Consider the following 14517-nt stretch of genomic DNA (forward strand, 5'->3'; position numbering starts at 1 on the left):
CGCCCAGGGCGCGGATCGCTCGAGTGCCGTGAGGTGCGTGCCTGGGCGCCGCAAGCGCCGAGCGATCCGCGCCCTGGGCGACTTAGTTGTTGACTTCTGAGAGAATTGGCGGGTTACCGCGGAAATCGTGGTGTTGGGGATGACAGGAGGAATGGTGGCCATCGGAACACGCTCGACCCGTCAGCGCGCGGCGGTCGCTTCCGCGCTCGACAATCTCGACGACTTCCGGACGGCCCAGGAGATCCACCAGGAGCTCCGGGGCGCGGGTGAGGCCGTCGGCCTGACCACGGTCTACCGGACCCTGCAGGCCCTCGCCGACTCGCGTGAGGTCGACGTACTGCGCACCGCCGACGGCGAAACGGCGTACCGGCGCTGCTCGAAGGGTCACCACCACCACCTGGTCTGCCGCAACTGCGGCCGCACCGTCGAGGTCGAGGGCCCCGCCGTCGAGCGCTGGGCCGACAAGGTCGCCGCCGAACACGGCTACGCCGATGTCAGCCACACCCTGGAAATCTTCGGCACCTGCTCCGACTGCCAGAAGCCCGCCTGACTGCGGGCTTGCGTTAGAGCGCGCTCTAACCCGTAGCGTCGTAGTCATGAACACAACGGGTGTCCTCAGCTCCTCCGATCGCCGCCAAGCGCTAGCGGAGCGCTACGAGACCCCGCAGCCGCCGCCGATGGATTGCGAGCTGCTGCAGCTACTGGAGCTTCCGGACGATCTCCCCGACGTGCTGACGATCGCCGAGGCGGCTGCGGCGACCGGGCTGACCGCTCACACCCTCCGGTACTACGAGCGCGCTGGGCTGATCGCGGCCGGGCGAGACGAGGCGGGCTACCGGCAGTACGACCGGGAGGCTCTCGCCCGGGTCGTGTTCATCACCCGGCTGCGGCTGTCGGACATGCCGATCAGCACGATCAGCCACTACATGGAGCTGGTGTACCAAGGCGAGTCGACCGCTCCGCAGCGGCTCGCGCTGATGCAGGAGCACCGGGCCACGATCCAGCGCCGGCTGCGTGAACTGCAGGCGGCCCTCGCGGTCACCGACTACAAGATCGCCACGTACGGCGGCGACTGCACTCCCTAACCCCGCGCTATGCCTGGCTGGCATCCCTGTGGATGTCGGTGGGCGGAGCCATGCCTTCTGACAGGAGAAAACTGTGAAACTCGGTACCAACGGACCAGACGTCAGCCGGCTCGGACTCGGCTGCATGGGGATGAGCTTCGGCTACGGCCCCGGCGACGACACCGAGTCGATCGCCACTCTGCACCGCGCGCTCGACCTCGGCATCACCTTCCTCGACACCGCCGACATGTACGCCGCCGGCGCCAACGAGGAGCTCGTCGGCAAGGCCATCGCAGGCCGGCGCGACGAGGTCGTGCTGGCCAGCAAGTTCGGCATCGTGATGGACCCGGCGACCTACCAGCTCATCCGGCTCGACAGCTCACCGGCGTACGTCCGGTCGGCGATCGACGCGACGCTGAGTCGGCTCGGCGTGGATCACCTCGATCTGTACTACCAGCACCGCGCCGATCCGTCGGTACCGATCGAGGAGACCGTCGGCGCGATGGCCGAGCTGGTGGAGGCGGGCAAGGTGAAGCACCTCGGTCTGTCCGAACCGTCCGCGGACACCATTCGCCGGGCGCATGCGGTGCACCCGATTGCGGCGGTGCAGTCCGAGTGGTCGCTCTTCAGCCGCGACATCGAGGACGAGGTACTGCCGGTCTGCCGCGAACTCGGGATCGGCGTCGTGCCGTACAGCCCGCTCGGCCGCGGCATGCTGACCGGCAAGATCGCCGGCCAGCAAGACCTTGCGGACAACGACTTCCGCAAGACCCTCCCCCGCTTCGACGCCGACAACCTCGACGCCAACCTCGCTCTCGTCGAGGAGATCCGCGCGGTAGCGGCCCGGCACCAGGCGACCCCCGGCCAGGTAGCTCTCGCCTGGCTCCTTGCCCAGGGCAACGACATCGCCCCGATCCCCGGCACCAAACGCCGCACGTACCTGGAGGAGAACGCCGGCGCCCTCGCAGTCGACCTCTCCCCCGAAGACGTCGCCTCCCTCTCCAAGCTCCAGCCGGTGGGCACCCGCTACCCGGACATGGAGTGGGTCGCGGGGACGACCCCGGCGGCGTGACGGGGCGGACCGCCGGCCTCGCCGGGGCCCGCGGCGGCCGGTCGTCCCGCACCGCCACGCCATCAATCGCCCCGCCAGACCGAGCTCTCCCGCGGTATCGCCTCTCCAACTGCGCCCATTGATGGGCTGGCGGTCCGCCGTCAGCTGATGTTGCCGCTTTCGGCGGCGATCGTGGTGGTGTCGCCGTGGCCGGTGTGGACGACTGTGGCTGGTGGGAGGGTGAGGAGCTTGGTGGCGATGGAGTCGAGGATGGTGGGTTTGTCGGAGTAGGAGCGGCCGGTGGCGCCGGGGCCGCCGTGGAAGAGGGTGTCGCCGGTGAAGACGGCGTTGAGGTCTTCCGCGTAGAGGCAGGTGCTTCCGGGGCTGTGGCCGGGGGTGTGGATCGCGCGGAGCGTAGTACCGGCTATCTCGAAGGTGGTGCCGTCGGTCAGGTCGTGGTCCGGTGAGACGTCGTACAGGGTGTCCCACAGCATCCGGTCGGCCGGGTTGAGCCAGATCGGCGCCTTGGAAACGTCGCGGAGGTCGACCGCCGCGTTGATGTGGTCGTTGTGGCCATGGGTGCAGACCAGCGCGACCACCCGGCGATCACCGACCGCCTCGACGATCGCGGAAGCTGAGTGGGCGGCGTCGATGACGAGTACCTCCTCGTCGTCGCCCACCAGCCAGATGTTGTTGTCGACGTCCCAGGTGCCACCGTCGAGGCTGAACGTGCCGGACGTGATGACGCGTTCGATCCGGGCCGGCATCAGAACAGCACCACCGATCGCAGTACGTCGCCGTGGTGCATCTTCTCGAACGCCGCCTCGACCTCGTCCAGCGCGATCGTCTCGGACACGAACCGGTCCAGCGGCAGCCGCCCCTGCAGATGCAGGTCGATCAGCAAGGGGAAGTCGCGCGACGGCAGGCAGTCGCCGTACCAACTCGACTTGAGCGAACCACCCCGCCCGAAGAAGTCCAGCAACGGCATGTCGAGCGTCATCTCAGGCGTCGGTACGCCAACCAGCACCACGGTCCCGGCGAGATCGCGGGCGTAGAAAGCCTGCTTCCACGTCTCCGGGCGACCGACCGCGTCGATCACCACGTCCGCACCGAATCCACCGGTCAACTCCTGCACCGCCTCGACGACCCCGTCGTGGTCCAGGTCCTTCGAGTTCACCGCATGCGTCGCACCGAGCTCCACCGCGACGTCGAGCTTGCGCTGGTCGATGTCCAGCGCGATCACCCGGGCAGCTCCGGCCAGCCGGGCGCCGACGACTGCGGCAGTACCGACGCCGCCGCAGCCGATCACCGCAACAGTGTCGCCGCGACCGACGTTGCCGGTGTTCACCGCAGCACCGAGGCCGGCCATCACGCCACAGCCGAGCAGACCGGCCACCTCAGGCTTCACAGCTGGGTCGACCTTCGTGCACTGCCCCGCCGCGACCAGGGTCTTCTCCGCGAATGCGCCGATGCCCAGTGCGGGCGACAGCTCCGTCCCGTCGGCCAGCGTCATCTTCTGCTTGGCGTTGTGCGTGTTGAAGCAGTACCACGGGCGCCCGCGCAGGCAGGCGCGACAGTTGCCGCAGACGGCTCGCCAGTTCAGGACGACGAAGTCACCAGGCTCGACGTCCGTCACCCCCTCGCCGACCGACTCGACGATGCCGGCCGCCTCATGACCTAAAAGAAAAGGAAATTCGTCGTTGATGCCGCCCTCGCGATAGTGCAGGTCGGTATGGCAGACGCCGCACGCCTGAACCTTCACGACGGCCTCGCCCGGGCCGGGGTCGGGGATGGTGATCTCTTCGATGGTCACTGGTGCGCCCTTGCTCAGGGCGACGACTCCACGCACGGTCTGACTCATGCCCAGACGCTAACCCGAAAAAGTCCCGTAGGCATCCCGTACTACGGGTGTCTGTCCACCGGTCGGGGGACAGCCGGTCCGTCGTCCGATGCTCTTGCCGGACCCCCTCGGGACGGGAAGGTTGAGCCATGACAGAGACAGACTTCGCAGTACGGGTCCGCGGGCTCGTGAAGCGTTACCCGGACAAGGTCGCCGTCGGTGGCGTCGACCTCGACATCCACCGCGGCGAGGTGTTCGCGCTCCTCGGCCCCAACGGCGCCGGCAAGACCACGACCACGGAGGTACTGGAGGGGTACCGCCGTGCGGACGAGGGTGAGATCAGCGTGCTGGGCACGGACCCGGCCCACGCCGACCGCTTGTGGCGGAGCCGGATCGGGATCGTGCTGCAGACCTCGCGCGACGAGGCCGAGTCGTCCGTCTCCGAGCTGGTCCGGCACTACGCCTCCTACTACCCCAACCCGCGCGATCCCGACGAGGTCATCGCCGCGGTCGGGCTCGAGGACAAGCGCAAGACCCGCCCGCGCAAGCTGTCCGGCGGTCAGCGCCGCCGGCTCGACGTGGCGCTCGGCGTGATCGGCAATCCGGAGCTGCTGTTCCTGGACGAGCCGACCACCGGGTTCGACCCCGAGGCACGTCGCCAGTTCTGGACTCTGATCGAGAACCTCCGCACCGGGGGTACGACGATCCTGCTCACCACCCACTACCTGGACGAGGCCGAGCACCTGGCCGACCGGGTCGGCGTGATCGCGGACGGCCGGATGATCGAGGTCGGTACGCCGGAAACGCTCGGCGGCCGTGGCGCCCGGACCGCAAGGGTCTCCTGGTCCGACGCGGACGGCCCGCACGAGCTGCGCACCGACCAGCCGACGGCGGAGGTCGCGGCTCTGATGGCCCGCTTCGGCGGCGAAGTACCGGAGCTCGAAGTACGGCGTCCGAGCCTGGAAGACATCTATCTGGACCTGATCGGCAAGGCCTCGGCCACCGCCGCCGCTGAAGCTATTGAAGTTGGAGCACTCTGATGGCGACCTCACACAACGTCAGCAACAAGCCGTTGCCCTCGACCATGGCCGTCGGCGTGGCCCGGACCAAGCTCGAGGTCCGCGAGTTCTTCCGGGAGCGGGAGGCGCTGATCTTCACCTTCTTCTTCCCGATCATCTTCCTGGCCATCTTCTCCGCCGTCTTCGGCGACACCGACTTCGGCCAGGGCGTCAACGCGGCCACCTACTTCACGCCCGGGATGATCGCCTCCGGCATCTTCCTGAGCAGCTTCCAGTCGCTCGCGATCAGCATCGCGCTGGAGCGTGACGAAGGTCTGCTCAAGCGGCTGCGCGGTACGCCGATGCCGCCGCAGTCCTACTTTATCGGCAAGATCGGCCAGGTCCTGATCACTTCGATCGCGCAGATCGCCCTGCTGCTGGCCATCTCCGGGCTGCTGCTCGGCGTCGACCTGCCGACCGACCCGTCCGACTGGGTCAACTTCGCCTGGATCTTCGTGCTCGGTACCGCGTCGGGGTCGGTACTCGGGATCGCGTTCAGCGTCGTACCGAAGTCCGGCAAGGCGGCCTCCGCAGTCGTCACGCCGGTGGTCCTGCTGCTCCAGTTCATGTCCGGTGTGTACTTCGTCTACAGCAGCCTGCCGGCCTGGATGCGCGGCGTCGCCTCGGTCTTCCCGCTGAAGTGGCTGGCGTCGGGGATGCGGTCGGTGTTCCTGCCCGACGACTTCGTCCAGACCGAGCCCGGCCAATCCTGGCACCTCGGCATCGGCGCGATCGTACTGGCCGTCTGGCTCGTCGTCGGGCTGATCGTCGCCCAGCGGGTGTTCCGCTGGACCCGGCGAGACGCCGGCTGATGTTCGGCACCCCTCTCTCTGCGACCACCGGAGGCGCCTTGAGCGACCTCCGGTGGGTCTGGAGGAAGATAGTGCGCATGGAGCTCTCCGGCAGCAAGGCGGATCAGCCCGTCTGGGTGCGCACCCTGATCGGTTGGCACATCGTCTTCTACGGCCTGCTCGGCGTCACCGCGATCGCCGCTCTGATCTCTTCCGAGCTGACCACTGCACGACGGATCGTCTACCTGGCTCTGGTCGCGGTCCTTGCCCTGTCCTACCGGCTGCTGGCCATGCCGGCGATGGTCTCGCGCAACCGGTGGCAGGCCCACCTGTACCGCGCGGTGATGATCGCCTGTGTCAGCGGAGCCGTGGCGCTCTTCCCGCCGTCGGTGTTCATCCTGTTCATCGTCTCGCCGCAGATCTGGTTGCTGAGCGACCGGATGCTCGACGCGGTACCGCTCAGCTTCCTGCTGCTGTTCACGGTCGGCACGGCCCAGCTCTGGGCGGCCGGCTGGACGATGGACGCCTTCTGGGACATCTTGCCGTGGATGGTGATCAGCCTGGTCGTCAGCCTGCTGCTCGGGATCTGGATCGACAAGGTGATCACCCAGAGCCAGCAGCGGGCCGAGCTGATCGAGCAGTTGGAGGCCGCGCGGGACGAGCTTGCGGAAGCGCACCACACCGCGGGGGTGATGGCTGAGCGGGAGCGGATGGCTCGCGAGATCCACGACACGCTCGCGCAGGGGATGACGAGCATCGTGATGCTTTCGCAGACGGCTGCGGTCGAGTTGTCGCGCGGGGCGGTCGAGCCGGCGGCTGGGCGGTTGGCGGCGATCGAGGACACGGCTCGTGAGAATTTGGCTGAGGCCCGGGCGTTGGTTGCCGCGTTTACGCCGGTGGCGTTGAGTGGGGCGACGCTGGCCGAAGTACTGCAGCGGCAGGGTGAGCGGTTCGCTGCTGAGACCGGGGTCGACGTACAGGTGTCGTTGGATATGGCTGACGACGAGGTGGCTGCGTTGCCTCAGGGGCAGCAGGTGGTTTTGTTGCGGGCGGCTCAGGAGTCGCTGGCGAACGTACGGAAGCACGCTGGAGCCACCCGGGTGCGGATCCTGCTCGGGATGTCGGCTGATGGGGTGGCGATCGAGATCAGTGACGACGGGGCTGGCTTTACGCCGTCCGCGACGTCCGGCGGTTATGGGTTGGCGGCGATGCGCGGGCGGGTCGAGGATTCCGGGGGCACTGTGTCGGTCGACAGTGCGCCGGGGCGTGGTACGCGGGTGCAGGTACTCATCCCGGCGACGGGTCAGGAGGATTGATGACGGTACGGGTGCTGGTGGTGGACGACCATCCGGTGGTCCGGTCGGGGCTGATCGGCATGCTCGCGGTGACCGACGACATCGAGGTGGTCGGCGAGGCGGGTGACGGCGAGGAGGCCCTCGCACTGGTGGATTCGACGCGGCCGGACGTCGTACTGATGGACCTGCGGATGCCGCATCGCGACGGGGTTTCGGCTACGGGCGCGATCGTCTCCGGCTATCCCGCGACGAAGGTGCTGGTGCTGACGACGTACGACACGGACACCGACATCCTGCACGCCGTCGAGGCCGGTGCCGCCGGCTATCTCCTCAAGGACACACCCCACGCCGAACTCCTGGACGGAATCCGAGCGGCTTCCCGCGGCGAAACAGTCCTCGCGCCACCCGTCGCTGCACGCCTGATGTCCCGCCTCCGCACCCCGGCGACCCCCGCCGCAGTCCAGCCCTCGCCCCGCGAACTAGAGGTCCTGGCCGCCGTAGCCCGAGGCCTGAGCAACGCCGAGATCGGCCGAGAACTCTTCATCGGCGAGGCAACCGTCAAAACCCACCTACAACGCCTCTTCACCAAACTGGACGTAGACGACCGCACCCGAGCCGTCACAGTAGCCATCGAACGAGGACTACTCCCCTCCCCCCGCCGCTGACTCGTTAGCGTTCCAGGGTTGGGTTTTGGGTGGGGCCGTTGAGGCGGCGGCTCAGGTCTGACTCGGAGGGGCCTGCTGGCGGGCGGTCGTTCGAGGGTGGGGTCGGGTTGAGGCCGGCTCTGGTCGCGTTGGCCAGGTCGACGCTGCGCTGGGCGGCTTCTTCGGCTGCTGGGCGGCCGGCGGTGAGATCCTGGTTCGCACCGTCCAGCCGTTGGCGAGCGGACCGGAGATTGCTGCCGAGCTCCTCACGGGTCTGGTCGATCGCGTTGGAGATCCGGCCGTCGGTGCCGACGCTCGGCGGCGACTGGACCAGGCGACGCGCGGTCTCGCGAGCTGACTTCAGCTGCGTCTCGGCGTTCCTGACTCCGGTACTGGCCGTGCCGATCGAGTTCTCCATCGTGCTGACCCGCTGCCGCAGGATCGCCGTCTGCTTGAGCTGCTCGGCCGCCTCCGGGGTCGGCTCGCCGGTCTGCTCATCCCGCTCGACGGGCAACTGCTCCAGTTCGTCGAGGAAGCTCTTCCCATGCGTGAGCGCCCGCGAACTCCGATCGAGGTCGTCCCCGATCTGCTCGAGCTGCCCGATGTCCCGCTGCAGCCGGCCGTTGAGCTGGTCGCTGGTCAACCCGGCACTGTAGAGCGCTCTGCGGATGTCGTCGGTGGCGTTGTCACGAGCCCCCGGGCTGTCGGCCTGCCGGCCGGCGTACTCGCCTTCCCGAGCGTGCTGCGCCGGTACGCCGAGACTCCCCGCCTCCTCCAACCTTGCCTCGAGCAACCGATCGAAGTCAGCCGTCGCCTCCCTGGCCGACAGCATCGCCGACCGCGCCGCGACCAGCGCCGACGCCGTCTGATCGGTCAGATTCGCAGCACGCTGCCGATCCTCCGCCACCGTCATCGCCGACCACCCTCGTCCAGCGGGGTGGCGGCGAGTGCCGCCAGGCGGTCGTCTTCGGCGAGGGCATCGTCCAGTACGGAGCCGACGCTGCGGATCTCCGCCTGGGCGGCCCGCAACTCCCGCGTCAGTGCCTGCTCCGGCGTCTCACCCGTCGGCTGCTCTTGCACGGTCGGCAACTCCTCCTGGACGACATCCATCGGTCGATTGGCGAGCCTAGTGTCGCTTACGGGACACTAAACCCTCGACGGGCTCACGTGGCGTTACGTAGTACCGGCTGGTGTTGTCAGGCCTGCTCGACCTGATTGGGGATCGCGCCGCCGTAGCGCCGGTCGCGCTGGGCGTAGATCTCGATCGCGCGCCACAGATCGCGACGGTCGAAGTCCGGCCAGAGCGTGTCGAGGAAGACCATCTCCGCGTACGCGAGCTGCCACACCAGGAAGTTGGAGGTCCGCTTCTCCCCCGACGACCGGACGAACAGGTCGACCTCGGGGACCTCCGGGTGGTACAGATGCTTCGCGATCGTCTTCTCGGTGATCCGGTCCGGGTTGAGCTTGCCCGCGGCAACCTCCGCGCCGATCGACCGCATCGCGTCCGCGATCTCCGCCTGACCGCCGTAGTTCACACAGAACTGCAGCGTGATCGTGTCGTTGTTCTTGGTCCGCTCCTGCGCGTCCTCGAGCTCGTCGATCACGCTCTTCCACAACCGCGGCCGCCGCCCCGACCAGACGACCCGCACGCCCATCGCGTCCAGCTCGTCGCGCCGCCGGTGAATCACATCGCGATTGAACCCCATCAGGAACCGCACCTCATCAGGCGACCGAACCCAGTTCTCCGTCGAGAACGCGTACGCCGACAGGTACTTCACCCCGATCTCGATCCCACCCTTGATCACATCCAGCAGCGGAGCCTCCCCCGCCTTGTGCCCCTCCGTCCGAGGCAGATTCCGCGCCTTGGCCCACCGCCCGTTCCCATCCATCACGATCGCCACATGCCGAGGCACCAACTCCTTGGGAATCACCGGCGGCCGAGCCCCCGACGGATGCACGTCCGGAGCAACAACCTCCCCCCGCCCGACAACCTCGACCCGACCCCGACGACGACCAATAGGCGACATACCCCAATCCTCCCAAACCCCACCGCTGCCCCGGCCCCCACCCACTCTCCCCGCCCCCTCCCTCACCCCAACCCGCCCCCTTGCAACTTCCTGCACCCCTGTGGACAACCCACCCCGCCGACCACCCTCCGTATGCGAACCTAGTACCGCCTGCAACCCACGATCGGAGCCCTCCCACATGCTCGCCCGACCGCTTCTATCCACCACCGTTGCCATCTGCGCCACCCTCACCCTGGCCTCCTGCAACAACTCCCCCGAAGCCGGTCACCCCAACACAGCCCCCACCACCTCAACAACCCCGACCCCCACCCCAACGGCTCCGTCAACCCCGGCCTACACCCCGGAAGAACAAGCAGCCATCACCGCCGCCACCGCGCAGTACATAGCCGCTCGGGCTGCCACGGATCGGGCCTTCGAGACTCCAGCCAAGTTCGATCGAAACGCGCTGGCGAAGGCAGGCAACAGCGGCCAATGGCTCGTCGAACTCAGCGGGGGCGCGAAGCAGTTGAAGGAGTACGGCTGGTACCAGACCGGCAAGACCAAGATCTCCGGTACGACGGTGGTGTCAGTGAATCTCGGCCTCGAACAGCCCGAAGTACGCCTCACGAACTGCATCGACTCGTCCGGCGTCGTCACCCGCTTTGTGAAGGACAACAAGCCCGTACCGGTAGGCCCGGACAACGGCAAGCGGCACCAGTTCTCGTCACAACTCGTCTTCGCGAAGCCCGCGAGCGGGGGTCAGCAGATGTGGTTCCTGATAGCCGACAAGGTGGGCGGCGCATGCTGAAGCCGCGCAGGCTGAGCGCTGGCGCCCTCGCCCTACTGATCTTGACCATCGGGGCCACATCATTCGCTGCCGGGGCCATGCGCGACGATCGGCCTCCGAAACCAGGGCCGGACTATGTCTGGGTCTGCATCCAGCGTATTGGCCTCTGCATGTGGACCTTGAAGAGCACGGTCGGCACTCCGAGCACAAAGCCTGAGACTGGCGACAAGGGCGGAAAACGCAAGAATCGCGTCTGCGAAGCCGGTGGAGCCGCGCAGGCCTGCACATCAGAGCTTGGGAACTGGTCCAACAGCGAGCAGTGCTACCTGCAGTCCCTCGATGTGCAACCACCCATGACAGATCCCGCTTGGAAGGGTCATACGGACGGCAAGATCTGGGCCTGCGTGGTGGAGAAAGGCTATGACGAGGGCCGGCACCTCGTCACCAAGTGGGTCTGGCTTCCTGGACCTCCTGACACCGTGGTGACCGATCCTGTGACGTTGGCGTATGAGGCGATCGCGAAGATGAATCTGCAGCCGCCTCAGGTGCGGTCTGCGCCGGGGGCTGGGGAGATCGGGCTGGTGAATATGCCCGTGTGGTTGTGGGTGGAGAGGTCGGAGAACACCTACGGGCCGATTGAGCGGTTTGCTGAGGTGCCTGGGTTGCGGGTGACTGCGACGGGGGTGGTGAAAGCCATCAACTGGAAGATGGGTGACGGGAAGACGGTTCGGTGTGAGGGTGCTGGTACGCCGTACAGCAAGGCGAAGGGGATTGCCGATTCGCCGGACTGTGGGCATCGGTATCGGAAGACGTCGCATGAGCAGCCGAACTGTCAGTACCCGGTCAGCGCGACCGCCGAGTGGACCATCAGCTGGCAAAGCACCCTCGGCGACACCGGCCAGATCGACATGACCCAGCAAGCCACCACCCAGCTACGCATCGGAGAGGCGGTACCTGTCCTGGTCGATCCGGGTGGAGCGCCATCGTCGGCTCCGGCGGTCGGCGGCTGCTGACGCATGGTGGAGCGCACCCCCGCCCATCGGCGTACGGGTCATCGCTTTACCGGCTCGCGATGCTCTGCTGAGCAGGTAAATCCCGTTGGGATAAAGGTTTGGGGTGGGTTTTAGCCCCGAATCGGTACATTTGCCTACCCAAGTCTTCAGAAGATCCTCCCCAAGCCCGGCCGGCAGGCTACCGAGGTCCTCCTGGCGGATACGGTCCTGTTCCGCGCTGCCGAGTCGGGTTGGAGGCACGTGGGGTGCTGAGCTCTCCGTGGTGGGCTTGAGCGTCGCTGTTGGTGGCCACGTCGGTGCGGCGACTGAGCGGGTGGGGGTTTAGCCCAGGTTTAGTTGGGTGGGGGTGGTGGGGGTTAGGTCTAGGTGGCGGAGGGAGCGGAGGCGGTCTAGGTGGTAGGTGGTGAAGGCGGAGACGAGGGTGGTGGCTTCTCGGCGGGTTTTGGGGTCTGTGCGTTCTGCGGTGGGCCAGTCGCCGGTTAGGAGGGCGGCCAGGAGGGTGACTGTGGTGGGGGACGGCATGGTGGAGGCGGGTGGGCGGCAGGTGCTGCAGACCATGCCGCCGGCGGCGGGGTTGAAGGCTCGGTGGGGGCCTGGTTCGCCGCATTTGGCGCAGTCGTCGAAGGACGGGGCGTAGCCGGAGATCGCCAGGGAGCGGAGGAAGAAGGAGTCGAGGACCAGGCCGGGGGTGCGTTCGCCGGAGGAGAGGACTCGGAGGGCGCCGGCCAGCAGGAGGTGGTGCTGGGTGGCGGGCTCTTTTTCTTCTACCACCAGGCGGTCGGCGGTCTCGAGGATGACCGTGCCGGTGGTGTAGCGGGCGTAGTCGCTGACTATGCCTTCGCCGTAGGCGGCGATGGAGACCGCCTGGGTGACCACGTCGAGGGTCCGGCCGGTCGCCAGTTGGAGGTCGACATGGCTGAAGGGTTCCAGCCGGGCACCGAAGCGGGATGAGGTGCGGCGGACCCCCTTGGCGACGGCGCGGATCTTGCCGTGGTTGCGGGTCAGGAGCGTGGCGATCCGATCGGCTTCGCCCAGTTTCTGGACCCGGAGCACGATCGCCTCGTCACGATAGAGCGGCATCTGACCATTGTCTCAGGTCGCGTCGACAACCCCAGCGAGGTCAGGCCTTGGCCAGGTAGTCGGCAAGGCTGACGGGTGAATGCCCGGTGATGTCTTCGACCGCACTACTGACACCGCTCAGTTCGCCGCTGCAGATCGCCGCGTACGACGTAACCCAGCCGGCCACCTCCCACGGAGCAGCGCCGAAGCCCTCGCGAGACCGGTACGCCTCATCCAGCGTCTCCGGCTCGTACCGCACCGACCGCCCCCACGCCGAGCTCATCAACGCAGCCGCCTCGGTCAGCGTGAACGCCGTCGGCCCAGTGAGGTCATACGTCATCCCGGAGTGCTTCGACGACACCAGCACCCGAGCCGCCACCTCGGCGACGTCATCACGCGCGACCGCCGCCACCCGCCCGTCCCCCGCCGGCCCGCGCATCACACCGTCAGCGCCGACGAACCCGGACAAGAAATCCAGATACAGGTTGTCCCGCAAAAACGTGAAGTCCACGCCGGTAGACCGAACATGCTCCTCGGTGTGCCAGTGATCCCGAGCAAACGTGAAGGTCGCCGACGGCGAAGCACCGACGAACGACGTGTAAACGATCCGCTGCACCCCAGCCGCCACCGCAGCATCAACAGTTGCCTTATGCAACGAAACCCGATCCGCCGACTCCGTCGCACTCAGCAACATCAAAGTCGTGACCCCGTCCAGCGCGTTCAGCAACGCGGAATTCTCCCCGTACGCCGCCTGCGCCACCTCCGCCCCGGCCAACGACGGCGCCCGCCCCGGATCCCGCACGATCAACCGCTGCGCCACCCCTTCCGCCGCGAGCAACCGCGCGATCCGCGACCCCAGCTGACCGGTCGACCCGGTCACACCGATCACTTACCCACCTGCTTCATCCCACTCGGCGCGTACCGATCCCCGGCCACCGCATCCGGCGGGAAGGCAGCATCCAATTCCGCGAGCTCCTCAGCAGTCAGCGAAACGTCAACAGCACCAAGGTTCTCAGCCAGGTACTTCCGCCGCTTCGTCCCCGGAATCGGCACCACATCATTGCCCTGCGCAAGCAACCAAGCCAGCGCCAGCTGACTCGGCAGCACACCCTTCTCCTCGGCAAGAGAGCGAACGCGCGCCACCAGATCAAGATTGCGCTGGAAGTTCTCCCCACTGAAGCGAGGCAGGCCGCGCCGCATGTCGTCCGGCTCGAAGTCGTCCGGCGAGGTGATCTGCCCGGTCAGGAACCCACGCCCGAGCGGGCTGAACGGCACGAACCCGATCCCCAGCTCGCGCAGCGTCGGCAGCACCCCGGTCTCCGGATCGCGCGTCCACAGCGACCACTCACTCTGTACTGCGCTGATCGGGTGCACCGCATGGGCCGCCCGCACCGTCTCACCCGACACCTCCGACAACCCCAGATACCGGACCTTGCCCGCCTCCACCGCCAGAGCCATCGCCCCGACCGTCTCCTCGATCGGCACCTCCGGGTCGCGCCGGTGCAGGTACCAAAGATCCACGTAGTCGACCCCGAGCCGTCGCAGCGACGCGTCGAGAGCCGAGGCCGCGTACTCCGGCCGCCCGTTCACCACGGTCGGCATGTCCGAGCCGACGCGCTGGAAGCCGAACTTCGTCGCCAGCACCACCTCCGACCGGCGGCCGGCCAGCGCCCGCCCGACGAGCTCCTCGTTCGCGCCGTCGCCGTACACGTCGGCGGTGTCGATGAAGGTGCAACCGGCGTCGATCGCGGCGTGCACGGTGGCGATCGACTCGGCGTCGTCGCTCTGCACGCCGTACGACTGGGACATCCCCATGCAGCCGAGGCCGAGGGCCGAAACGGTCAGTTCTCCGAGGTGGGATTCACGCATGCCAAGAAACCTATACCGCAGTAACGACTCTGTGTCATTT

At 67.4% G+C, this 14517-nt stretch carries 17 protein-coding genes; 9 read left to right on the forward strand and 8 right to left on the reverse strand.

The genetic code is table 11. The features are described 5' to 3' along the window. The first annotated feature begins 151 nt into the window (after positions 1-151). The 3 genes from AB0M15_RS39620 to AB0M15_RS39630 all read left to right on the forward strand — a co-directional run bounded on the left by AB0M15_RS39620 (position 152) and on the right by AB0M15_RS39630 (position 2136). Positions 152-550 carry a Fur family transcriptional regulator gene (locus AB0M15_RS39620; protein ID WP_363831930.1) on the forward strand — a complete coding sequence of 133 codons (399 nt, stop codon included), beginning with the start codon at positions 152-154 and terminating at the stop codon, positions 548-550. Positions 551-596: 46 nt separating this feature from the next. Then, positions 597-1085, forward strand: coding sequence for a MerR family transcriptional regulator (locus tag AB0M15_RS39625; protein ID WP_363831625.1), 489 nt, complete (start codon positions 597-599; stop codon positions 1083-1085). A gap of 73 nt (positions 1086-1158) precedes the next feature. Beyond that, positions 1159-2136 (forward strand): aldo/keto reductase, encoded by a 978-nt coding sequence (locus tag AB0M15_RS39630; RefSeq protein WP_363831628.1) that lies wholly within the window; start codon positions 1159-1161, stop codon positions 2134-2136. A gap of 140 nt (positions 2137-2276) precedes the next feature. Here the strand turns inward: AB0M15_RS39630 and AB0M15_RS39635 are convergent, their stop codons facing one another. Together AB0M15_RS39635 and AB0M15_RS39640 are read right to left on the reverse strand one after the other, a co-directional pair. Further along, a complete protein-coding gene (locus tag AB0M15_RS39635; RefSeq protein ID WP_363831631.1) occupies positions 2277-2882 on the reverse strand; it encodes an MBL fold metallo-hydrolase in 606 nt (201 codons plus the stop codon). Then, positions 2882-3976 (reverse strand): S-(hydroxymethyl)mycothiol dehydrogenase, encoded by a 1095-nt coding sequence (locus AB0M15_RS39640; RefSeq protein ID WP_363831634.1) that lies wholly within the window; start codon positions 3974-3976, stop codon positions 2882-2884. Before AB0M15_RS39640 ends, AB0M15_RS39635 begins: the two co-directional genes overlap by 1 nt. Positions 3977-4104: 128 nt before the next feature. Between AB0M15_RS39640 and AB0M15_RS39645 the strand changes: the two genes are divergently transcribed. The 4 genes from AB0M15_RS39645 (at position 4105) to AB0M15_RS39660 (ending at position 7764) form a co-directional block, all read left to right on the forward strand. Next, positions 4105-4995 carry an ABC transporter ATP-binding protein gene (locus AB0M15_RS39645; protein ID WP_363831637.1) on the forward strand — a complete coding sequence of 297 codons (891 nt, stop codon included), beginning with the start codon at positions 4105-4107 and terminating at the stop codon, positions 4993-4995. After that, positions 4995-5825: an ABC transporter permease gene (locus AB0M15_RS39650; RefSeq protein ID WP_363831640.1), complete on the forward strand. Its 831-nt coding sequence runs from the start codon at positions 4995-4997 to the stop codon at positions 5823-5825. The genes AB0M15_RS39645 and AB0M15_RS39650 overlap by 1 nt, the downstream gene beginning before the upstream one ends. Before the next feature lie 77 nt (positions 5826-5902). After that, positions 5903-7120: a sensor histidine kinase gene (locus AB0M15_RS39655; protein WP_363831643.1), complete on the forward strand. Its 1218-nt coding sequence runs from the start codon at positions 5903-5905 to the stop codon at positions 7118-7120. Beyond that, positions 7120-7764 (forward strand): response regulator transcription factor, encoded by a 645-nt coding sequence (locus AB0M15_RS39660; protein ID WP_363831647.1) that lies wholly within the window; start codon positions 7120-7122, stop codon positions 7762-7764. Before AB0M15_RS39655 ends, AB0M15_RS39660 begins: the two co-directional genes overlap by 1 nt. Positions 7765-7768: 4 nt before the next feature. Here the strand turns inward: AB0M15_RS39660 and AB0M15_RS39665 are convergent, their stop codons facing one another. From AB0M15_RS39665 to AB0M15_RS39675, 3 genes are all read right to left on the reverse strand, one after another. Next, positions 7769-8656 carry a hypothetical protein gene (locus AB0M15_RS39665; RefSeq protein WP_363831650.1) on the reverse strand — a complete coding sequence of 296 codons (888 nt, stop codon included), beginning with the start codon at positions 8654-8656 and terminating at the stop codon, positions 7769-7771. Then, positions 8653-8853 carry a hypothetical protein gene (locus AB0M15_RS39670; RefSeq protein WP_363831652.1) on the reverse strand — a complete coding sequence of 67 codons (201 nt, stop codon included), beginning with the start codon at positions 8851-8853 and terminating at the stop codon, positions 8653-8655. Before AB0M15_RS39670 ends, AB0M15_RS39665 begins: the two co-directional genes overlap by 4 nt. An 86-nt stretch (positions 8854-8939) precedes the next feature. After that, entirely contained in the window at positions 8940-9770 is an 831-nt protein-coding gene (locus AB0M15_RS39675) for an isoprenyl transferase (RefSeq protein WP_363831657.1), read from the reverse strand. A 178-nt stretch (positions 9771-9948) separates the two neighbouring features. On the opposite strand from AB0M15_RS39675, the gene AB0M15_RS39680 reads away from it, so the two are divergent. Both AB0M15_RS39680 and AB0M15_RS39685 read left to right on the forward strand, forming a co-directional pair. After that, positions 9949-10557, forward strand: a complete 609-nt coding sequence (locus tag AB0M15_RS39680) for a hypothetical protein (protein WP_363831660.1) — start codon at positions 9949-9951, stop codon at positions 10555-10557. Positions 10558-10889: 332 nt separating this feature from the next. After that, on the forward strand, positions 10890-11549 hold the full coding sequence (locus tag AB0M15_RS39685; RefSeq protein WP_363831663.1) for a hypothetical protein: 660 nt from the start codon (positions 10890-10892) through the stop codon (positions 11547-11549). A 321-nt stretch (positions 11550-11870) separates the two neighbouring features. On the opposite strand, the gene recO is transcribed toward AB0M15_RS39685, so the two are convergent. The 3 genes from recO to AB0M15_RS39700 are packed head-to-tail and all read right to left on the reverse strand — an operon-like array spanning position 11871 to position 14477. Further along, positions 11871-12629: a DNA repair protein RecO gene (recO, locus tag AB0M15_RS39690; RefSeq protein ID WP_363831666.1), complete on the reverse strand. Its 759-nt coding sequence runs from the start codon at positions 12627-12629 to the stop codon at positions 11871-11873. Positions 12630-12669: 40 nt separating this feature from the next. Beyond that, a complete protein-coding gene (locus tag AB0M15_RS39695; RefSeq protein ID WP_363831670.1) occupies positions 12670-13497 on the reverse strand; it encodes an SDR family oxidoreductase in 828 nt (275 codons plus the stop codon). Then, positions 13494-14477 carry an aldo/keto reductase gene (locus tag AB0M15_RS39700; RefSeq protein WP_363831674.1) on the reverse strand — a complete coding sequence of 328 codons (984 nt, stop codon included), beginning with the start codon at positions 14475-14477 and terminating at the stop codon, positions 13494-13496. The genes AB0M15_RS39695 and AB0M15_RS39700 overlap by 4 nt, the downstream gene beginning before the upstream one ends. Positions 14478-14517 lie beyond the last annotated feature (40 nt).

The sequence above is a fragment of the Kribbella sp. NPDC051718 genome, from assembly GCF_040681515.1.
Taxonomy (GTDB): Bacteria; Actinomycetota; Actinomycetes; order Propionibacteriales; family Kribbellaceae; genus Kribbella.